Source organism: Pseudoalteromonas sp. BMB (assembly GCF_001709235.1).
Taxonomy (GTDB): domain Bacteria; phylum Pseudomonadota; class Gammaproteobacteria; order Enterobacterales; family Alteromonadaceae; genus Pseudoalteromonas; species Pseudoalteromonas maricaloris.
Map to the genome: position 1 here is coordinate 25,237 of NZ_MBQA01000215.1, position 19,144 is coordinate 44,380.

General features: G+C 43.9%; 18 protein-coding genes. 9 read left to right on the forward strand and 9 right to left on the reverse strand.

The annotated features are described in order from the left end of the window. Nucleotides 1–72 precede the first annotated feature (72 nt). The gene (locus BB427_RS22670) at nt 73–738 is read right to left on the reverse strand and encodes an SDR family oxidoreductase (RefSeq protein WP_010607904.1); all 666 of its coding nucleotides are present in this window, start codon (nt 736–738) and stop codon (nt 73–75) included. 157 nt (nt 739–895) lie between these two features. Here BB427_RS22670 and BB427_RS22675 point away from each other — a divergent pair, with 157 nt between their 5' ends. Beyond that, nucleotides 896–1,624 carry a transporter substrate-binding domain-containing protein gene (locus BB427_RS22675; protein ID WP_069023441.1) on the forward strand — a complete coding sequence of 243 codons (729 nt, stop codon included), beginning with the start codon at nt 896–898 and terminating at the stop codon, nt 1,622–1,624. Here BB427_RS22675 and BB427_RS22680 read toward each other — a convergent pair. Further along, nucleotides 1,621–2,421: a VOC family protein gene (locus BB427_RS22680; protein WP_069023443.1), complete on the reverse strand. Its 801-nt coding sequence runs from the start codon at nt 2,419–2,421 to the stop codon at nt 1,621–1,623. The genes BB427_RS22675 and BB427_RS22680 overlap by 4 nt on opposite strands. A 180-nt stretch (nt 2,422–2,601) precedes the next feature. Between BB427_RS22680 and BB427_RS22685 the strand changes: the two genes are divergently transcribed. Continuing rightward, entirely contained in the window at nt 2,602–3,072 is a 471-nt protein-coding gene (locus BB427_RS22685; RefSeq protein WP_069023445.1) for a DUF3015 family protein, read from the forward strand. 9 nt (nt 3,073–3,081) lie between these two features. Beyond that, complete coding sequence (locus BB427_RS22690) at nt 3,082–4,926, forward strand: Lnb N-terminal periplasmic domain-containing protein (protein ID WP_240701578.1); 1,845 nt, start codon at nt 3,082–3,084, stop codon at nt 4,924–4,926. A 4-nt stretch (nt 4,927–4,930) separates the two neighbouring features. On the opposite strand, the gene BB427_RS22695 is transcribed toward BB427_RS22690, so the two are convergent. From BB427_RS22695 to tesB, 4 genes are all read right to left on the reverse strand, one after another. Then, the gene (locus tag BB427_RS22695) at nt 4,931–5,587 is read right to left on the reverse strand and encodes a DUF799 domain-containing protein (protein WP_069023448.1); all 657 of its coding nucleotides are present in this window, start codon (nt 5,585–5,587) and stop codon (nt 4,931–4,933) included. Between the two features lies 1 nt (nt 5,588). Continuing rightward, nucleotides 5,589–5,933, reverse strand: coding sequence for a DUF4810 domain-containing protein (locus BB427_RS22700; protein ID WP_017219344.1), 345 nt, complete (start codon nt 5,931–5,933; stop codon nt 5,589–5,591). Nucleotides 5,934–5,969: 36 nt separating this feature from the next. Then, nucleotides 5,970–6,638 (reverse strand): CsgG/HfaB family protein, encoded by a 669-nt coding sequence (locus BB427_RS22705; protein ID WP_069023450.1) that lies wholly within the window; start codon nt 6,636–6,638, stop codon nt 5,970–5,972. A 334-nt stretch (nt 6,639–6,972) separates the two neighbouring features. Next, complete coding sequence (gene tesB, locus BB427_RS22710; protein WP_010374484.1) at nt 6,973–7,830, reverse strand: acyl-CoA thioesterase II; 858 nt, start codon at nt 7,828–7,830, stop codon at nt 6,973–6,975. 153 nt (nt 7,831–7,983) lie between these two features. Here tesB and BB427_RS22715 point away from each other — a divergent pair, with 153 nt between their 5' ends. Further along, entirely contained in the window at nt 7,984–8,445 is a 462-nt protein-coding gene (locus BB427_RS22715) for an EVE domain-containing protein (protein WP_069023452.1), read from the forward strand. On the opposite strand, the gene BB427_RS22720 is transcribed toward BB427_RS22715, so the two are convergent. Continuing rightward, entirely contained in the window at nt 8,442–8,624 is a 183-nt protein-coding gene (locus BB427_RS22720; RefSeq protein WP_010374482.1) for a hypothetical protein, read from the reverse strand. The genes BB427_RS22715 and BB427_RS22720 overlap by 4 nt on opposite strands. Continuing rightward, the gene (locus tag BB427_RS22725; protein ID WP_017219340.1) at nt 8,624–9,703 is read right to left on the reverse strand and encodes a potassium channel family protein; all 1,080 of its coding nucleotides are present in this window, start codon (nt 9,701–9,703) and stop codon (nt 8,624–8,626) included. Before BB427_RS22725 ends, BB427_RS22720 begins: the two co-directional genes overlap by 1 nt. Nucleotides 9,704–9,825: 122 nt before the next feature. On the opposite strand from BB427_RS22725, the gene BB427_RS22730 reads away from it, so the two are divergent. The 5 genes from BB427_RS22730 (at nt 9,826) to BB427_RS22750 (ending at nt 17,096) form a co-directional block, all read left to right on the forward strand. After that, nucleotides 9,826–10,770: a chemotaxis protein CheV gene (locus BB427_RS22730; RefSeq protein WP_010374479.1), complete on the forward strand. Its 945-nt coding sequence runs from the start codon at nt 9,826–9,828 to the stop codon at nt 10,768–10,770. Between the two features lie 145 nt (nt 10,771–10,915). After that, nucleotides 10,916–13,081 (forward strand): DNA helicase II, encoded by a 2,166-nt coding sequence (gene uvrD / locus BB427_RS22735; protein WP_069023454.1) that lies wholly within the window; start codon nt 10,916–10,918, stop codon nt 13,079–13,081. After that, complete coding sequence (locus BB427_RS22740; RefSeq protein WP_069023456.1) at nt 13,059–15,128, forward strand: GNAT family N-acetyltransferase; 2,070 nt, start codon at nt 13,059–13,061, stop codon at nt 15,126–15,128. Before uvrD ends, BB427_RS22740 begins: the two co-directional genes overlap by 23 nt. 73 nt (nt 15,129–15,201) lie before the next feature. Then, on the forward strand, nt 15,202–16,206 hold the full coding sequence (locus BB427_RS22745; RefSeq protein ID WP_254663690.1) for an ABC transporter substrate-binding protein: 1,005 nt from the start codon (nt 15,202–15,204) through the stop codon (nt 16,204–16,206). A 41-nt stretch (nt 16,207–16,247) separates the two neighbouring features. After that, nucleotides 16,248–17,096, forward strand: coding sequence for a CZB domain-containing protein (locus BB427_RS22750; RefSeq protein ID WP_039494743.1), 849 nt, complete (start codon nt 16,248–16,250; stop codon nt 17,094–17,096). Between the two features lie 106 nt (nt 17,097–17,202). On the opposite strand, the gene typA is transcribed toward BB427_RS22750, so the two are convergent. Then, complete coding sequence (gene typA / locus BB427_RS22755) at nt 17,203–19,023, reverse strand: translational GTPase TypA (protein WP_069023460.1); 1,821 nt, start codon at nt 19,021–19,023, stop codon at nt 17,203–17,205. Between the last annotated feature and the right edge of the window lie 121 nt (nt 19,024–19,144).

Sequence of the window (19,144 nt, forward strand, 5' to 3'; positions counted from 1 at the left end):
GAGTATTTGCTTTATATTAGCACAGTTAGATGGCTGATGGCTGAAAAGGGGGCGACGATGCGCCCAGCTTGATTACCAAGGAAGCGTGTCACCATTGGAGTGCCAAAAACCACCACTGTTTTCGATAGTTAGGTGTTCAATTCTCTTAATTAAACGTTCCGCCGCAACATCTGGACCAATATCACCTGCAAATCCCACCATCTGCGTTTGTACAAAGCCAGGATGGAATAGTCCAACAGCGATATCTTGGTTTTTCAGCTCGTGAGCCATACTCACACTCGCCGCGTTCAGTGCTGCTTTCGACATTCTATAACCAATGTAACCACCAGAACCATTATCTGCAATCGAACCCATACGACTTGTGATCATGGCAACTTTACTACCTGCTTTGAGGTTATCGAGCAGTGCATGAGTAACTCGAATTGGCCCTAACGCATTAACGTTAAATTGGTGGTCGATATTTTCAAAATCCATTTCCGCTAGCGTTTCATTGTGAAATACTCCAGCGTTATTAATAAGAATGTCTATTTTCTCCGAGCCCAATGCCGCCAATAACTTTTTCGCGCCATTTTCCGTCGCAACATCTATATCTTCAATGATATCCACGCCTAGAGATTCTAGTTCTGCCGAAGCTTTGCGAACAACCGCAGTTACTTTGCAGCCTAGAGATAAGTATTGTTTACAAAACTCTAATCCGATCCCACGATTAGCACCGGTCACCAAAACATGTAGTGTCATATCCTTCTCCTCACGATTTCTATGCTCAAACTATTACAATTGGTATGAGTTTACTAAACTCAAGGTCAATCTCGACTGAATTCATTTTTATGATGTACTTTTTCACTTTCTGACAACTTTGCTACAGTTATAACTCTGACAACCGTAAGGATATGTTGTGAAACTCGCACTTAGCACCTTCTTGCTTTTCTTCATCCACAAGGCGGCGTTCGCCTACCAAATCAATGTCAGCGAGCTGGTCGCTTATCAACTTGGCCAACAGCAAATCGCACAACTCATGCAAAAGATATACGCACCTTTGAATATCACCCCCACACTTGTCGTGTTACCCAGTGAGCGCGGATTAGAATATGTAGATCAAGGGTTTTATGATGCGGAAGCAGGACGCACTAGCGCTATTGCAAATGCCTATCCTAACTTACTGCAAATACCCGAACCACTTGCAACCGTGCAAATGGCGGTGTTTTGTCTCAAGAAGGAGCATTGTACTTTGTCGACCCAGCAAGACTATGTAGTAATACAAGGCAGTTTAATAACGGAGCAAGTTTGTCAGCGTAAAAAGTTGACCTGTAACGCGGTCTCTAACGATGTTTCTGCGTTTCAAGCACTTGAAAAAGGTCATGTAGAACAAATTTTAGCTGATGACTTATTTGCGCTTGGTGCGCTATGTCAGTCAGGACTCGCCGCAGTTTATGTGCGTAGGCTACGAGATGCGAGTTATCCTATTTATCACTATATCAATCGTAAACACCAAGACCTACTGCCGAAATTAACAGCGTCTATCAAGCAGCTAAATAGTAGTGGAGAGCGCGATACTATTCTAAACCGGCTCTCTGAGAGCTTTGCCACTTGCCATGGCAAAGTGATTGAATTAGAAATGCATTAAGTTGAAATATCATCCATGGCAGATTCTATGATAGAGAATACCGCCCCTTGAGGATCTGTTATCACGCTAAAGCGACCTACTTCTGGTATATCTGTCGGCGGTACACAAATTTCTCCGCCAAGCTTTTGGGCATATTCAGCTTTACTATCGCAGTCCAATACCGCAATGTAAACCATCCAGTGCGGAGGAATGTCTTCACCCCATTCAGCCGTCATTTCTAACATGCCAGCGACGGGTTGCTCATTTACTTTGAACAAGGTGTAGTCCATATTTCCCATGTCTTTGACTTCGACTTGCCACCCAAATAATGCTGAATAAAAGTCACGACTTTTGGCACTGTTTTTACTCACTAGCTCAAACCAATAAGGAGTATTCGCTTCAAGATGACGCTGCGTCCCAATATGGCCACCCTCTTGCCATAACGCAAACACCGCTCCACCTGGCTCCTTTAACATCACCATCCGCCCTGCCCCTGGGACATCATGAGGGCCTGCAAGCACTTCAGCACCGAGTTCGTTGGCTTTGTTTAAACATTCATCGACATTGTCTACCGCTACATAAGCAAGCCAGTGACTAGGCATACCTTCTTGTTGTTGCTCAGCGGTCATCTGATACATAGCAGCGACATCATCGACTTCTTTTTGCAACATGGTGTAATAACAATCTTCACCGATGGGTTGGTCAAGAATTTGCCAATCAAATAGTTGGCTATAGAAGGGTTTTGCTGACTGCCAGTCGCTTGAACACAATTCAATCCAACAAAAATAACCGGGTCTAAATTCACTAATTATTGCCATGATAAGCACCAAACTCATTCAAGTGTATTGAATATAGCAGCAGTAGCCTAAAGCCGCCTGAGGCATTTACACAAATTTACAAGTGTGAGAGGTTTATTGTTGTGGAATTAAAAATTAACCTATAGAATTCCGTTCCGCCTTTGAAGACTAGGCGAAATAAAAACAACTATAGGATGTAAAATGTTTAAAACTACTCTAGCTGCAGCAATCGTCGTTGGTGCAATGACTGCCCCTCTAGCTGCACACGCTTCTGATTCTGTAAACCCTTGGCAAGAATGTGGTATCGGTGCAATTATCTTCCCAGATAATGGTGCTGCTGCTGCAATTTCGAATATCATTTGGGACCTTGGTACGACCGCTGTTTCTACAAAGATTTCATCTGTAGAATCTTGTGCTGGTCGTGAAGTAAAAACTGCAATGTTTATTCAGCAAACATTCCCTACACTTGAGCAAGAAATTGCAGAAGGTCAAGGTGAATACGTATCTGCGATGTTAGCAGTACGTGGCTGTGACGCAGCAGCAACAGCTGACATTGTAACCGCTATCAGAAATGACTACGCAGCGCAGCCTGCGAATAACGCTGAAGCACTATACAACATCGTAGAAACTCGCGTTTCGACTAGCTACTCAGCTCAGTGTAACGCAAGCTAAATAGCATAGGTGAGCACATCTAGTAGCGCTGTGCTCACTTTTTTGATGAAGACCGTTCTTAAATATTCAGCTTACAGCTTACTGTTTTATAGTACAGCCACATTAAGCTTTGATACCAACGAGCTGGCCCAAAACACAACGTGGCAAAAACTTCTCCATCTAAAGAAAGATGGCCACAGTTTAATAAAATCAGCTTCTTTTTTTCTATCTGATCACACCCAATTTTCACCAGCTAACGAACTTAATGCAACTATTGCAGCTTTTCAACGTGAGCCTAGTTCACAGTGCCAATTTCCGGCTCGAGCCAAGTGGCTAAGATCCCAAGGCGTTCCGTTGCCAAAAGCGCCAGCTTGCGTGGCTTTGGATGAATGGAAAAATGAAGGTGACTGGAATTCTATCAGCTTAGTGTTTGCCTCTGGATACATGAGCAACCCGGCCTCGCTGTATGGGCATATGTTACTTAAAATCGGCTCTGAATCAGCTCACAATATCCTGTTAGACCGGAGTGTCAATTATGGCGCAATCGTTCCAGAGGACGAAAATGGGTTAGTTTATATAACTAAAGGATTATTTGGCGGCTATCAGGCTGGCTTTTCAGATCAGCGCTTTTTTCATCATCACCACAACTACAGTGCAGATGAACTACGTGACCTTTGGGAGTACAAATTAAATTTAACATCAGATGAAGTCGAACTTATTACAAAACACCTTTGGGAATTACTAAACGCTCAATTTGATTATTACTTTGCTGACGAAAATTGCGCATTTCATATCGCACAACTTATTGAACTTGTGCTTGATAAGCCATTAACGGCTGACCTACCGCCTTGGGTGATCCCTGTCACTATTTTTGATAGATTGAATCAAGCTAAGCACCAAGATAATTCTTTAGTGTCAGCGATTCATTATATTCCTTCAACAAGCAGTGAGTTCTACAACCTATATGAAAAATTAAGTCCTGAGCTCAGATCGTTGGCAATCCATCTTTATCACCATCAAAAAGACTTTAATAATGAAAAGTATCAACAGCTTCCAACTGAGCAAAAAGTAATATTACTTGAAGTATTGATGAGCTTTATACAGCTGCAACTTACCTTAGAAAGAGACGAGAAACGCAACAGCGAGTTTAAACGTGTATTGCTAAAAGAACGAATAAAGCTTCCAGCAGGCATCAGTAAGGCGAAATCTCTCTTGGCTATAACACCAAGTGACAAAGCACCACACTTAGCAACAAAACCGTCGAAAGTAAGCCTAGCCATTCAGTCACAGTCCGATTCAGAGTATACCGCGAGGTTTGGCTTTAGATTGACATATTTTGATTCGCTTTCTCCAGACACTGCTAGAGTTAAATTTTCAAACTTAGAAATGCTGGATGTAGAACTTGCGCTAACTGATAACGACATTGATATTTACAAGTTTGACGTGCTGGATTTAGAGTCCTTTAATCCAAGCTATGCAAAAGGGTTTGATAACCAAAACTGGGCTTGGCGCCTACGCTTAGGCTATGAAAAGCAGCAGGCTTATTGTAATGATTGCGCTTTTGTTGGATTAAATACTGCTGCAGGCTACGCCCATCTGCTAAATGCTAGCAGCATCACATTTGCTCTCGCAACAATAGAAACTTTTTCTATAAATAACAATTACTATCTCAGCCCAGGTATTGAAGTTGGCTTACTTTCAAGGCTAAATAATTCTTTTGCATTCAGAACCTCTATCTCGAAAAACACTCATCACGCAGCACATATCAAACTTGAGCTCGCAAACCAGCTTTCGCCTCAATCCGATGTAAGGATTGGTTGGGACTATGCAGAAACATCCCGACTTTCATTGCAGTTCAATTATTATTGGGATTAGTGGCTCACTTCGGCTGCCCATACTTAGGTGAGCGCACGCCATAAAGCAAACCATTGCTTGAGTCCGCTGATAATAATCTCTGTGATGCTTTCTGTGAAACTTCAAATCCTTTATCTGAAGTGCTTTCAATCACCTGATTTAGTACCGCGCCAATCAATGCGCCAGCCAAACTGTTATCACGGTCATCTCTGTCTTCACTACTTGACGCTTTTGACTTACCACGCCAAATTACTTGGCCAGTTTTTAAATCAACCAACCTTGCCGATAGTGCGACTGTAGTATCACTATCTAATACAACGTATGACGTACCATAATCTTGAACCTCTATGTATAAAGCAGCGTCGGCAGCAAAGATTTCATAAAGCTTGTCTATCGCAACATTGTGAACATCCTGAGCCACAGTTAAGCCGTTATTTTTAAAAGTCTCATTGACCAAAGATACTGGAAAAACATAATAGCCAGAGTCTGCAAGTGGCTTTACAACCGTCGCCATAACCCCAAAAGGTGCAACAATTTCATTGGAATTATTGATAGGCGGTAACACCAGTATCGACTTAGGATCGCTTTGGATAAAGGCACTATAATCCTGTTTAGGTGCTGTCGCACAGCCATTCAATAAGGCAAAAGTCAAAAGCACCAAGCTCGCTTTAATCCATTTCATCTTATTCTCCCTGTGCATTTTTTAGTAAAAAGTCGATATATTGCCTGGACTCAGGATACAGTTGTTTTTCCTGTTCAAAATACGCAAACCCTTTGCTGTCATCCCCTTGCATCAAATATAAGTAACCGAGATGCGCATACATGCCTGGTGCTGGACTTATCTGCTTTACTTCGGCGCGCGCAATGCTTGACTCTAACTGACTGATCTGCTGCTCAAGCGACTGCCCATCACCTCGAAAGAACTCATAGAGGTTACGTTCGTAAGAACCGTAATAATATTGTGGTGTCGTACTCTGACACCCAGACAATATCAATAGTAAAGTCGCCACAAATATCGTTTGCTTCATAATTTACCTGAGGTTTAGATTAGCTGTGGGGATTGCCTATAAAGGCTTCCAATCGCCTTTCTCGATGCCGCTAACCAAGTTATTGACAGCCTCGCGAATAGCTAAATCAAGTACCTTGCCGTTTAGCGTTGAGTCATACCCTGCAGTGCCACCAAAACCAACCACTTCGCGATTAGATAAGCTGTATTCTCCAGCTCCTTGCACCGAGTACACGACTTCTGAACTAGTCACATCAACGATATTCAGATTTACCTTAGCGTAAGCAATTTGCGATTTTCCTTTACCTAAAATGCCGAATAATTGTTTATCACCTACTTCTTTTCGGCCAAACTCAGAAACATCTCCCGTGATCACAAAGTTAGCACCCTTAATACTTTGTTTTGTACCAGCAAATCCAGCTTCTTGGGCAATCTCTGTCATGTTTTCTCTATCTAAAACAATAAAGCGATTACTCTGCTGTAAATGGGTGGTCAGAATAGTTTTAGCCTGAGAGCCCAAGCGGTCCGGCCCAGAACTAAACACACCATTGTGAAAAGCTGAACGGTTTTGCAATTTACCAACCGCTAACTGACTTTTTGGCCCATTGTAAGCCTGATTATATGAGGCCACTTTTGGTGCTTCTACCGTTCTTGATGCTTCCGTTGCGCAACCCGCGGTTAATCCGACAAACGTCAATGCAATTACAGTGGCGAGCGGTTTATTCATTATCATTCTCCTAGAGTCATATGCGCCTTGCTGTGACGCGACGATTCGTTTTGTAAATAACAATGTAGATAAATTTAGCTGACTTTAGTGTTAATTTTTGTTTGGGAAAAATGCAATAACGCTACATCTAGTTAGAATTTTAAAGATAGTGCAAAATCAAACCGAATACAGCACCGGAAAAAGTAGTGCAAACGACTTTAGAAGCGGCCATCAACAAACCTAAAACCCCTTCAAAAACAAGTGGATATGAATTTATAAGTTTGTAATTTGCTTAGTACTGCACAAAGCACCAAGCAAGATTACTGTTAAAAAGCGCCATACACTTTCCAACAAATTAGCGTTGACGCATCACGCCTTCTTGAATAGTCGACGCAACTAACTCACCTTGACGGTTGAAAAATTGACCTCGTACTAGGCCTCGGCCATTAGACGCGCTCGGACTATCAACGCTATATAAAATCCATTCATCCATTCTAAACGGACGATGGAACCACATCGCATGGTCAATTGTCGCGACTTGCATATTTGACTGCATAAACGACAAACCATGTGGTTGTAGTGCTGTTGGTAAAAATTCAAAATCTGAGGCATATGCCAGCAAATAGTTGTGGATCCTTCTGTCGTCCGGCATCTCACCATTGGCTTTAAACCAAACATTTCTCACCGGGTCCTGTTTTTTAGGTTTAAATGGATTTTGAAAGTTTACAGGGCGCATATCCAGCGGCATTTCTTGCGTAAATTTCGCTCGAAGTGATTCTGGAATGAGGTCCGCATGTTCTTGATAAAAGTGGAGTGATGACTTTAACGTTTCAGGCTCTGGCACATCCGGCATCAAAGATTGATGAGAAACGCCCGGCTCATCCCCTTGGAAAGAGGCAGTCATGTAAAATATCGGCTTACCATATTGAATGGCACTGATCCTACGAGTGCTAAAACTGCGACCATCACGAATGTTTTCGACATCGTAGACAATGGGTTTGCTCGCATCACCAGGACGCAAAAAGTAAGAATGCAGCGAGTTAACAAAGCGCCCTTCTGGTAAGGTGTATTTTGCTGCGGACAACGCCTGCCCCATCACCTGACCTCCAAACACTTGAGGAAAACCAAGGTCTTGGCTTTGACCTCGATATATCCCTTGCTCAATTTCTTCAAGGCTGAGTAAATCCAACAGATTTTGTAACACTTGACTCATGTTGCACTCCGAACGTCTAGTAGAACTGGCGATAGTCGTTATAATGAGATAATACTTTTACCAAATCCAAGTAAGACTCGGACTGGTAGCAAACCAAGTATATTGCTCAAATGAGTATAATACATCATAACTCAAACTATTGGACTAACCCATATGGCTTATTGGCTGTTTAAAACAGAACCCAATGCATTTTCCATTGATGACTTAAAAAACGCGCCTGAGCAGCAAACTTTTTGGGAGGGAATTCGTAATTATCAGGCAAGAAACTTCCTGCGCGACGAGGTTAAGGTGGGTGACTCAGTATTTATTTACCACTCAAGCTGTAAAGTGCCTGCGGTTGTCGGTATTGCTAAAGTGGTGAAAGCAGCAGAGCCAGATCCACACCAATTTGACTTAAGCAGTGATTATTATGATGCCAAATCAAGCACCGATAACCCTCGCTGGGTAGGCGTCACTCTAGCATACGAGCAGCACCTACGCCCGGTGACCCTGCAGGCGATAAAAGCCAACACTGCGCTCACCGAGCTGGCTTTAAAAAAAGGGGGGCGATTATCCATCATGCCCATCATCGAACTTGAGTGGCAGATTATTTTAGAGATGTCGGGGCAAAGCTAACGTTTTGCTTTGCCTTTTTGTCGCCCGTGTTTAGGCACAATGCTGATATATAGCAGCAAAGCGACCCAAGAAAATAGTAGCGTTCCTATCAGCCAGCCGTTTTTTTCATGCCCTTTGCTGCGCTTGCTTCCTGCAACTAAAGCGACAGGAAGTAAGTAAGCGCACACAACAGCAATCATCAAGAAGAGTTCTTCGAACATAGTGATGACCAGTCAACCTCTGATGCAAGCACTCGCTGTGGTGCAATATAGTGCAAAATATCTCCTCCTGTGATGTTGTAATCCAAAGGTGGGTTTAGATCCATATTTAGCGCATTTATATCGTGCGCAACACCAAGCAACGTCGCATCATGATGCTGTTTAAAATAACCAAAAATATCACCAAAGGTTAAACAACTTACCTCTGCAGGTAAGGCTAAGCTGAATTGCGTATCGCCGTGTAGCGTCGACAGCAATTCCTCTTGTACTCGGCTTGAACCTGGGTCTTGCATTGCTCGCACTAAGATTTCCGCAGACATAGATGCTGAGCATTCAACATTTTTACAATGCTCTCTTAAAAGCAGTGCTTTGCTATCGTCCAAGAAGTGCGCGCTAATATGTGCTTCGGGCTTTACTACTCGGCTAAGCTTTAGCGCGGTGGTAAATGTCTGGTTATCATCATCGCCATCAATGATGATTTTGTCAGCCCGCTCGATGTTAATCCGACTTAGCTGTTCGTCATCAGTAAAGCTGGTTAACCGCGCAAATGCGACTTCTGGATAACTCAACAGCGGATGCTCCATGGCCTCGGTGACGGCCAATACGATTTTTCTATCTTCGCGTTTATTGTCACCTAAAATGTAGTCCACCATTTTTTTCGTTCTCACATCATGCCAACCAAAAATTACGATGTGGTTTTGCAAATGTGCAAAGTCTTTTTCCCCTGTCATGCCTCTTCTCACCCAATACGTCACAAATTGTCCAGCTTTTCCCAATAACACACCAAATAGCGCAAGGCCAAATGGGATCTGTATAATGGCAACGACTAAACGGCCAAAATCCGTTGTTGCACTAAAGTCTCCGTAGCCAACTGTTGAAGTCGTCACTACGTAGTAATAAAAGAACGTGCTCAGTGGCAATAATGCCGATTCATTGCTGAGCCATAACAACCCCCAAGTCACCGACATATGAATGAGCGTTGCCATAAATAACAGTTGCCAGCTGGCCTTATCCACATGAGCCCGCATCAAAACAACTAAACGCTTAAAAATTATAGGCATATTGCTTCCCTATCAAATACATACTGCTACCTTACTGCAGATTTTAGCCAAAAAACAACACGACATATCGACTTCTTTGATATAGTCTTAGAAAAGGTTACAAGAAGTAATGAGGGGTTAACATGGCTGGCGTATTGGCCTCAGTAGATCAACGCACACAACTGGTGGGTGAAAACCGCCTTGAGTTGCTATTGTTTCATCTTCATAGCCGCCACTTTTTTGCGCTCAACGTCTTCAAGGTAAAAGAAGTTGTTAAGCTCCCTCATCTCAATAAAATGCCCAATGCACACCCTAAAGTATGTGGCGTAACCAATATTCGTGGCGAGTCAATTCCGGTTATCGATTTACGACAAGCGATATGCATGCCGCCATGCGACCGAGACAAAGACTGCAACCTAGTGATCACAGAATACAACCGCTCAGTGCAGGCCTTCTTAGTTGGTAAAGTTGACCAAATCGTCAATACTACGTGGTCCGATATTATGCCAACCCCTAAGTCTGTTGGCCGCAATCACTACCTCACCGCACTGACTAAAATCAAACGTGACGGCGTTGAGCACATCGTTGAAATTATCGATGTAGAAAAAGTTCTTGCCGAAATCGTTGAATACAAAGTTGAGATCCCGCAAGACATTCTAGATAAAGATATCATCAACGAGTTTCATGGCCGCAAAATTTTACATGCCGATGACTCGCCGACCGCTCGTCGTCAAGTTGCCGATACCTTGGCACAATTAGGCATAGAAATCATCCCAGCAACTGACGGCCAAGAAGCGCTCAATGTGTTAAAGCACTGGGCCGACGAAGGTATCGACGTACAAAAAGAATTACTTGCGGTGATCACCGATGCAGAAATGCCAGTTATGGATGGTTATCGACTCACCTATGAAATTCGCAATGACAGTCGCCTGAAAGACCTTTATGTCATTCTCAATACCTCACTCAGTGGCAGCTTTAACAATGCCATGGTCGAAAAAGTGGGTTGTAATGCGTTTCTATCAAAATTCCAACCCGATTTATTGGTAACAGAGGTACAAAATCGGTTGAAGGACGTTTTGCAAAAATAAATATAAACACTGTATAAAAAACCAGTTTATGTTTCTTTATAAATCATAATGTTACCTTTACTCGGTTAGGTTTGCTTTGCGATATGCTGGGATTTACGGCAACGACTCGGTATACTTGCCATCATTTGAGCAAATAGGCAAAGCAATGGACGTATCAGAATTACTCGACGGCCTCAACGACAAACAGCGCGATGCAGTCGCCGCGCCTCTGCAAAACATGTTAGTGCTCGCAGGTGCGGGGTCAGGTAAAACACGAGTACTGGTTCATCGTATTGCTTGGCTTATGCAAGTTGAGCACGCCTCTGCATTTAGTATTTTCGCGGTAACCTTTACCAATAAGGCAGCCAAAGAAATGCGTGCTCGTGTTGAAGCGACGCTCAATGGCCCTGTTGGTGGCATGTGGATAGGTACTTTCCACGGCCTTGCCCACCGCATGTTACGCGCCCATCACCGTGAAGCTAAATTACCAGAATCATTTCAAATTCTAGATAGCGATGATCAGCAACGGATGATCCGCCGTTTGCTCAAAGCCATGAATATCGACGAGAAAAAGTGGCCACCTAAGCAATTAAGCTGGTACATCAGCGCGCGTAAAGACGAAGGATTAAGACCCAAAGATATTCAAGCATACGATGTCAATGAACAACTGATGTTGAATGTATATAGTGCATACCAAGATGCCTGTGATAGAGCCGGTCTTGTTGATTTTGCCGAGATCCTATTGCGCTGCTACGAGCTATTACAGCAACAACCTACCTTGCTACGTCACTATCAACAACGCTTCCGCCATATGCTAGTGGACGAGTTCCAAGATACCAACAGCATTCAATATTTGTGGCTACGCCTGCTTGCAGGTAGTGACAACAATATCATGATCGTAGGGGATGACGACCAGAGTATTTACGGCTGGCGTGGTGCAAAAATAGAAAACATCAAACGTTTTCTGGACGACTTTAACGCCGAAACGATCCGACTTGAACAAAATTATCGTTCTACTGCAACCATTCTAAAAGCATCCAATGCGCTTATTGAAAACAACGCCGAACGAATGGGTAAAAGTCTCTGGACCGACGGTAACCAAGGCGAGCCGATCTCAATTTACGCCGCTTTTAATGAACTTGATGAAGCACGCTTTGTGGTTGGCAAAATTAAATCTTGGTTACAGGCTGGCAATGCGCTCAGCGACAGCGCCGTACTCTACAGAAACAACGCACAGTCCCGGGTGTTAGAAGAAGCCTTACTTCAAGAAGGGCTAAAATACCGTATTTATGGCGGTATGCGCTTTTTCGAGCGCCAAGAGATTAAAGATGCCCTGTCTTACCTGCGCATTATTAGTAATCGTAATGACGATGCGGCATTTGAGCGTGTGATAAACACGCCTACCCGTGGTATTGGTGATAAAACATTAAGTCATATTCGCGATTGTGCACGTCACGAATCACTCTCACTTTGGGATGCAGCCAAAGCTGTGCTTGCGCAAAAGCATTTAGCTGGAAGAGCTGCTACGGCGGTGACAAAATTTATTGAATTAGTCGAGCAGATCGACGATAAAATTGCCGAGCTTGAACTGGCACAACAAGCGCAGACAGCCATTGAACAGTCAGGCCTCATGGCAATGTATCAAGCCGAAAAAGGCGAAAAAGGCCGCGCTCGAGTGGAAAACTTGGAAGAATTGATCAGTGCTTGTGGTCAGTATGAGCTGCCTATCGATGAAGATTTTACTTCACCATTACAAGGCTTTTTAGCCTATACCTCTTTGGAGGCAGGCGAAGGCCAGGCTGACGAGCACGAAGACGCGGTACAAATGATGACGCTGCACTCGGCCAAAGGTCTCGAGTTCCCATTGGTCTTTATGGTTGGGGTGGAAGAAGGCATGTTCCCATCGCAACAAAGTAATGAAGAATCGGGCCGCTTGGAAGAAGAGCGCCGTTTGTGCTACGTCGGTATGACGCGTGCCATGGATAAGCTTTACATTAGCCACGCAGAAAGTCGCCGCTTGTATGGTCAAGAAAAACATCACAGCCCTTCAAGGTTCTTACGTGAAATTCCTGAAGACTGCATGGAAGAAATCCGGATTAAAACGCAAATCTCTCGTCCGGCTAACTCGGGTCGATTCAGCCCATCAATCAGTCACGCGACCTTTGAAGATAGCGGCTTTAATTTAGGCCAGCGTGTCCTCCATGCCAAATTTGGTGCAGGCACAGTGCTTAACTATGAAGGAGCTGGAGCTCAATCACGCATCCAAGTTAGCTTTGATGATGTTGGTAGTAAGTGGTTAGTTACCGCCTATGCAAGACTTCAAGCTCTCTAATCTGCCGCTATTACGTTCTCAACTTGCCGATGCCCACCATCGGCAACTCTTGCTTATCACTGGCAGTCAAGCTTGGTGTTACGCGCAGTGTCAGCAGCTATTAGCAAACTCAAACGATAACCTTATCCTAAGTAGCAGTAAGACATTAGAAAATGCCATTTGGCCCGAGCATTTACACCAAATACTCGGGCAAGAATTTAGCAATCTAGTCTACGACGGCTTTAGTGGTATTGTGCCTAATAAAATCGCAGCTGCTGCGGGCACGGTAAAGGCAGGCGGCTTACTGCTATTGTTACTTCCCGAGTTAGATGAACTCGATCACTGGCTAGACCCTGCAATGACCCGCTGGTGCTCAGAGGGGCAAACGCCCATACGTAGCTACTTTTTAAAAAGGTGGCAACAACTCTGGCAGCAACAACCAGCTTGGCATATCAGTGAGCACTTTGGGGTTCAACTGCCCTCAGCGTATCTTGCTGCAAGTTCAGCGGTTTGTGGTGTTGAGGAGCAACAAAACGTACTGACACAACTCTCCACAGCATTGGAAAACCAGCAAACACCTGTATTACTAAGTGCTGACAGAGGCAGGGGAAAGAGTGCGCTATTAGGCCTCTTGGCATCAAAGCATCCTACGCAACAATTTGTTATTTGTAGCCGTCACCTTCATGCTCTGCATAGTTGCTTTAGCATGCTTGCTCAAGCACTCAATACCGAGGTTGATGTAAAAACGAAGAAGCTGGCTAATCTCAGCTATGTGGCACCAGATGCGTTACTACAACAAGCCTCTGCACTTGATAGCAATACGGTTATTTTGGTAGATGAGGCAGCCGCCCTGCCAGTTCCATTTTTAATACAAGTCGCTCAACTTGGCTTTCGCTGCATTTTTTCCAGCACCTTGGTTGGTTATGAGGGTAATGGTAGAGGCTACACCTTACGGTTTAAACGCTACTTAGAATCACATTACCCAAGTTATCTTGATTTCACCTTATCGACTCCTATTCGTTACGCATCGAATGATCCACTGGAGCAGCAGATCAGGGATTTGTTTGTACTCGAGTGTAAAGCGACATCATCCATACTTACTTCATCAACCACAATGCGTGCTATTTCCCAGAGTGAGTTGATAGAAAATAGCTCGTTACTTGAGCAAGTTTTTTCACTGCTCGTATTAGCGCATTATCAAACCAGCGTGGATGATTTAAGGCAATTGTTAGATGCACCCGATCTGCATTTACGAGGTGCATTTTGCAACAACAAGCTAGTGGGAATTTGCCTTGCTGTCATCGAAGGCGGACTCGCTTCAGATCTCGCAGAAGATATTCTAGCGGGAAAGCGAAGACCCGCAGGCCATCTCATGGCGCAGCAGCTAACAACAAGCTTTGGTGATAGTCGGTTTGTCACCGAAAAAAGCGTAAGGATCGTTAGAATAGCCGTGCACCCGGATATACAACAGCAAGGGATTGGCCGCCGCCTACTGGCGTTCTTTGAAACCACATTACCAGAAGATATCAGTTACATAGGAACCAGTTTTGGCCTTACAGCGCCATTGCTTTCGTTTTGGTCACAACGTCACTATCAGCCAATGAAACTGGGGTTTAAGCAAGATAAGGCCAGTGGTGAGTATGCGCTTTTGATGTTCAAAAAAGTCCGAGGCGACTTAGACAACACTTATACTCGAGTATTCAAACAAGCTTTTTTCTATCAGTTACGCTCGCACTATCAACAACTAGATACTGAGGTGGTGAGCGCACTATTAGCGACCTTACCCTTTGAACATATAGCTAATGAGCAGCTGGATTATTTGCACTATTTACGTAACAGCAATCCGGTTGAGCAACAAGTATGTCCTTTTATATGGCAGCTGATCACAACCGATCCTCGATTACTTAAAAACTTAACTAAAGTTTCCAAAGCATTAGTAATTCGTCTAATATTACAGCAACATTCGACCCAAGCCGTACTTAATTTGCTTGGATTATCTGGTAAAAAGGCCTTCACCACAACGCTAAGAGAGACAGTGCAGCAAGTATATGAGTATTTTCGGTGTTAAGTTTTTACTATTCGTTTTTGCTTCTGCTGTACTGAATTTTACAGTATCCGCTCAATCTGTGGTGAAAATTGGCATGTCTACTGCCCTTTCAGGGCCCGCAAAAGAGATCGGTCAACAACTGAAAGCGGGTGCCGAGCTACACTTTAACTTTTATAATCAGCACAAAGCGAACGGTGCAGCTGCGATTGAGTTGCAGGTGTTGGATGATGGCTATGAGCCACACAAAACCGTAACCAATGCTCGTAAGCTCGTTTACGAAAATAAGGTCGATGCATTGTTTGGCGTAATGGGCACCCCCACATCTTATGCCATAAAGCCGATTTTAGAGCACTCTAAGGTTCCCTTTCTTATGCCATATACTGGCGCTGAGTTTCTTCAAGAACCACATACATTTAATGTCTTCAACCTCCGCACTAGCTACAATAAAGAAGCACAAGATATCATCCGCTACTTTATCGATGAACAAAAGCTAAAGCGGGTGGGTTTACTCATTCAAGCCGATGAATTTGGTCTAACCGTAGAAAAAAGCCTTACCAGAGCGCTTGCGGAACATGGATTAAAACCCGTTGTGATAACGCGTTTTAGACGTAATACCGATGATATTGAACGAGCCCTTGAACAAGCACAGCAGCATAAAATAGAAGGCTTCGCGATGGTAGGCACTTACACGCCACTGTCTAAGTTTATTAATCGTGCGATGGAGGTTGGCCTTGAAACACAATACGCAACGGTTTCATTTGCTTCCTCAAATGAGCTGTTTGCCAGACTCAAAGGCAAACCCAAAGTTTTAGTCACCGAAGTTGTACCCGACCCTGCGATTTGCAAGGGCAAGCTTTGTGATACTTTTCGCGAGGCAGTTCGCAATACCACACTTTCCCATAACGAACAGGTTTTTGAGGGCTATCTCAATGCCTACTTATTGACGACTGCTATCCAGCAATGTGAGCTGCCCATTGATAGCGATTGTCTGCTAAACGCATTACAACAGGAGTTGGAGCATAACTCCGTTATTCGAGAGGTATTTATGCTCCAGCCAGCGCAAAAGAAATTGCCAGTTTACCGCTCCTTTTTCCAATAATGTTCTATGCTTAGTTGATACTGACCATATGCGAGGCTGACATGGATTTAATTAACTTTCGCGTCGGGAAAAAAACAATATCACTGCAAATCCTCGATATTCTATTAACTGAACGCTACGAAGAAAATTTAACGGATTTACCCAATGACAACCCCAGCTTTTTGGGTGTCAAAGATTACATGGGCGTACCGACCCCTATTTTTGATTTAGGGATCATATTGAACAAGCGCTCGTCCTACGAAACCAATCAAGAATTGGTCAGCATGCTCAAGCAGCGAGAGCAAGATCATAAAGAATGGCTTGTCGCACTCGAAGCAAGCATTTTTAACGATGTCCCCTTCACTAAAGCCAAAGATCCAAAACAATGTGCTTTCGGGCAGTGGTATTACGGCTTCAAAACTGAAAATGACGACCTCAAAGCGCTTCTAAAACGCTTCGAAGAACCGCATGCAAAACTACATTCATTAGCAGATAAACTATTAGTGATGTGTGCACAGGGACACAAACAAGAGGCTATAGATACTCTCGCTCGCGAAAAGAGCACCACTTTTAATAAACTCATGCGATTATTTGAATCCGCTCGTGATCAGATCATGCTCGACCATAAACCTATCATCGTCTTTACCACTCAAGATGGCCAAAGTCCGCATATCGGTTTGCTTGTCGATAAGGTAGAAGATAACGTTCACTGTGATGAAAGCGATATTAAATCACTGCAGGAAATGACCAGTATTGGTTTTGAAATAGATGCGCAAACCAAAAAATTGATGAAAGGCTTGGTCAAGATGGGAAAACGCCACAGCGTATTGATTGACCCTAGCGCCATTTTCCGCCCTGAACATTTACAAAATTATGAGCCAGAAGAAACGGAAGAGTACGGCTTATTTTAGAGTTAGCAAATGGAGCACAAAAAAACGCCGCAAAAATTGCGGCGTTTTTTGTATTCTAAATAACCTGCCTTCGAGATAAGTTGTTATCTCAAGTCCAGGTCAACTATTACTTAGCTTGGCGGCTAGCGCGTTTACGCTCGCTTTCAGTCAATAGTTTCTTACGAATACGGATGCTTTCAGGCGTTACTTCTACAAGCTCGTCGTCATCGATGAACTCAAGTGCTTGCTCTAAAGACATAACAACAGGTGGCACAAGGTTTTGTGCTTCATCAGTACCAGATGCACGTACGTTGGTTAACTGCTTACCTTTAAGCGCGTTTACCGTTAGGTCGTTATCACGGCTGTGAATACCAATAACCATACCTTCGTACACTTCAACACCGTGACCGATAAATAGGCGACCACGCTCTTGTAGGTTAAATAGTGCGTTTGTTAGCGCTTTACCTGCTGCGTTAGCGATTAGTACACCGTTCTTACGCTGACCGATGTTACCGCCTTTGTGTGGACCGTAATGTGAGAACGTGTGGTACATCAAACCAGAACCAGACGTTAACGTCATAAATTCAGTTTGGAAACCAATTAGACCACGTGCAGGCATCATGAAATCCATACGCACACGGCCTTTGCCGTCTGGAGACATGTCAGTCATTTCTGCTTTACGCAGACCAAGCTGTTCCATGATAGAACCTTGGTGCTCGTCTTGACAGTCAATTGTTACTGTTTCGTATGGTTCTTCTAGCTGACCATCAACATGGCGCAAGATTACTTCTGGACGAGATACAGCAATCTCGTAGCCTTCACGACGCATGTTCTCGATAAGAATACCTAAGTGAAGTTCACCACGACCAGATACACGGAAGCTATCAGGGTTATCCGTTTCTTCAACACGTAATGCAACGTTGTGCACAAGCTCAGCTTCTAGACGCTCAAGGATATTACGAGAAGTTACGTATTTACCTTCTTGGCCTGAGAATGGCGACGTGTTTACAGAGAAAGTCATTGTTACTGTTGGTTCATCAACAGACAGTGGCGGTAATGCTTCAACATTATTCTGACAACAGATAGTGTCAGAGATTTTCAGCTCACCAAGACCTGTGATTGCGATGATATCACCCGCCGTTGCTTGCTCAACTTCGTGACGGTCAAGACCTAAGTAACCCAGTACTTGGCCAACTTTACCGTTACGCGTCTTACCATCAGCACCCACGATAGTCACTTGTTGGTTAGGTTTAACTGAACCACGTGTGACACGGCCAACACCGATAACACCAACATATGAGTTGTAATCAAGCTGAGAAATTTGCATCTGGAACGGACCTTCAGGATCCGCGTTAGGCGCTTCAACTTCGTTTACGATAGCTTGGAACATTGGTTCCATGTTGTCAGACGGCTCATCTAGGTCAAGTGTTGCCCAGCCGTTGATTGCTGATGCGTAGATCACTTTAAAGTCTAGCTGTTCGTCAGTTGCACCTAAGTTATCAAATAGATCGAAAACTTGATCCATTACCCAATCAGGACGAGCGCCCGGCTTGTCGATTTTGTTGATTACAACAATTGGCTTAAGACCCTGAGCAAACGCCTTTTGCGTTACGAAACGCGTTTGTGGCATCGGACCTTCTTGCGCATCAACTAGTAGTAATACTGAGTCAGCCATCGAAAGAACACGTTCTACTTCACCACCGAAATCGGCGTGTCCCGGAGTATCTACGATATTGATACGGTAGTCGTTCCACTTGATTGCGGTATTTTTTGCAAGGATGGTGATACCACGCTCTCTTTCAAGATCGTTTGAGTCCATCACTCGCTCTTCATTACCACCGCGCTGCTGTAGTGTACCTGATTGCTCAAGTAGCTTGTCTACAAGCGTTGTTTTACCGTGGTCTACGTGCGCGATAATCGCGATATTTCTTAACTTTTCGATGCTCATATTATTACTCAGTGAAGTTGGCCCTCAGTGATCCTAGTCGATCTACGCAAAAATGCGCGTTGAGATTGCCCGATTGAGAATTAAAGGTCGCGTATTATCTACTATTAATGTGACAGATGAA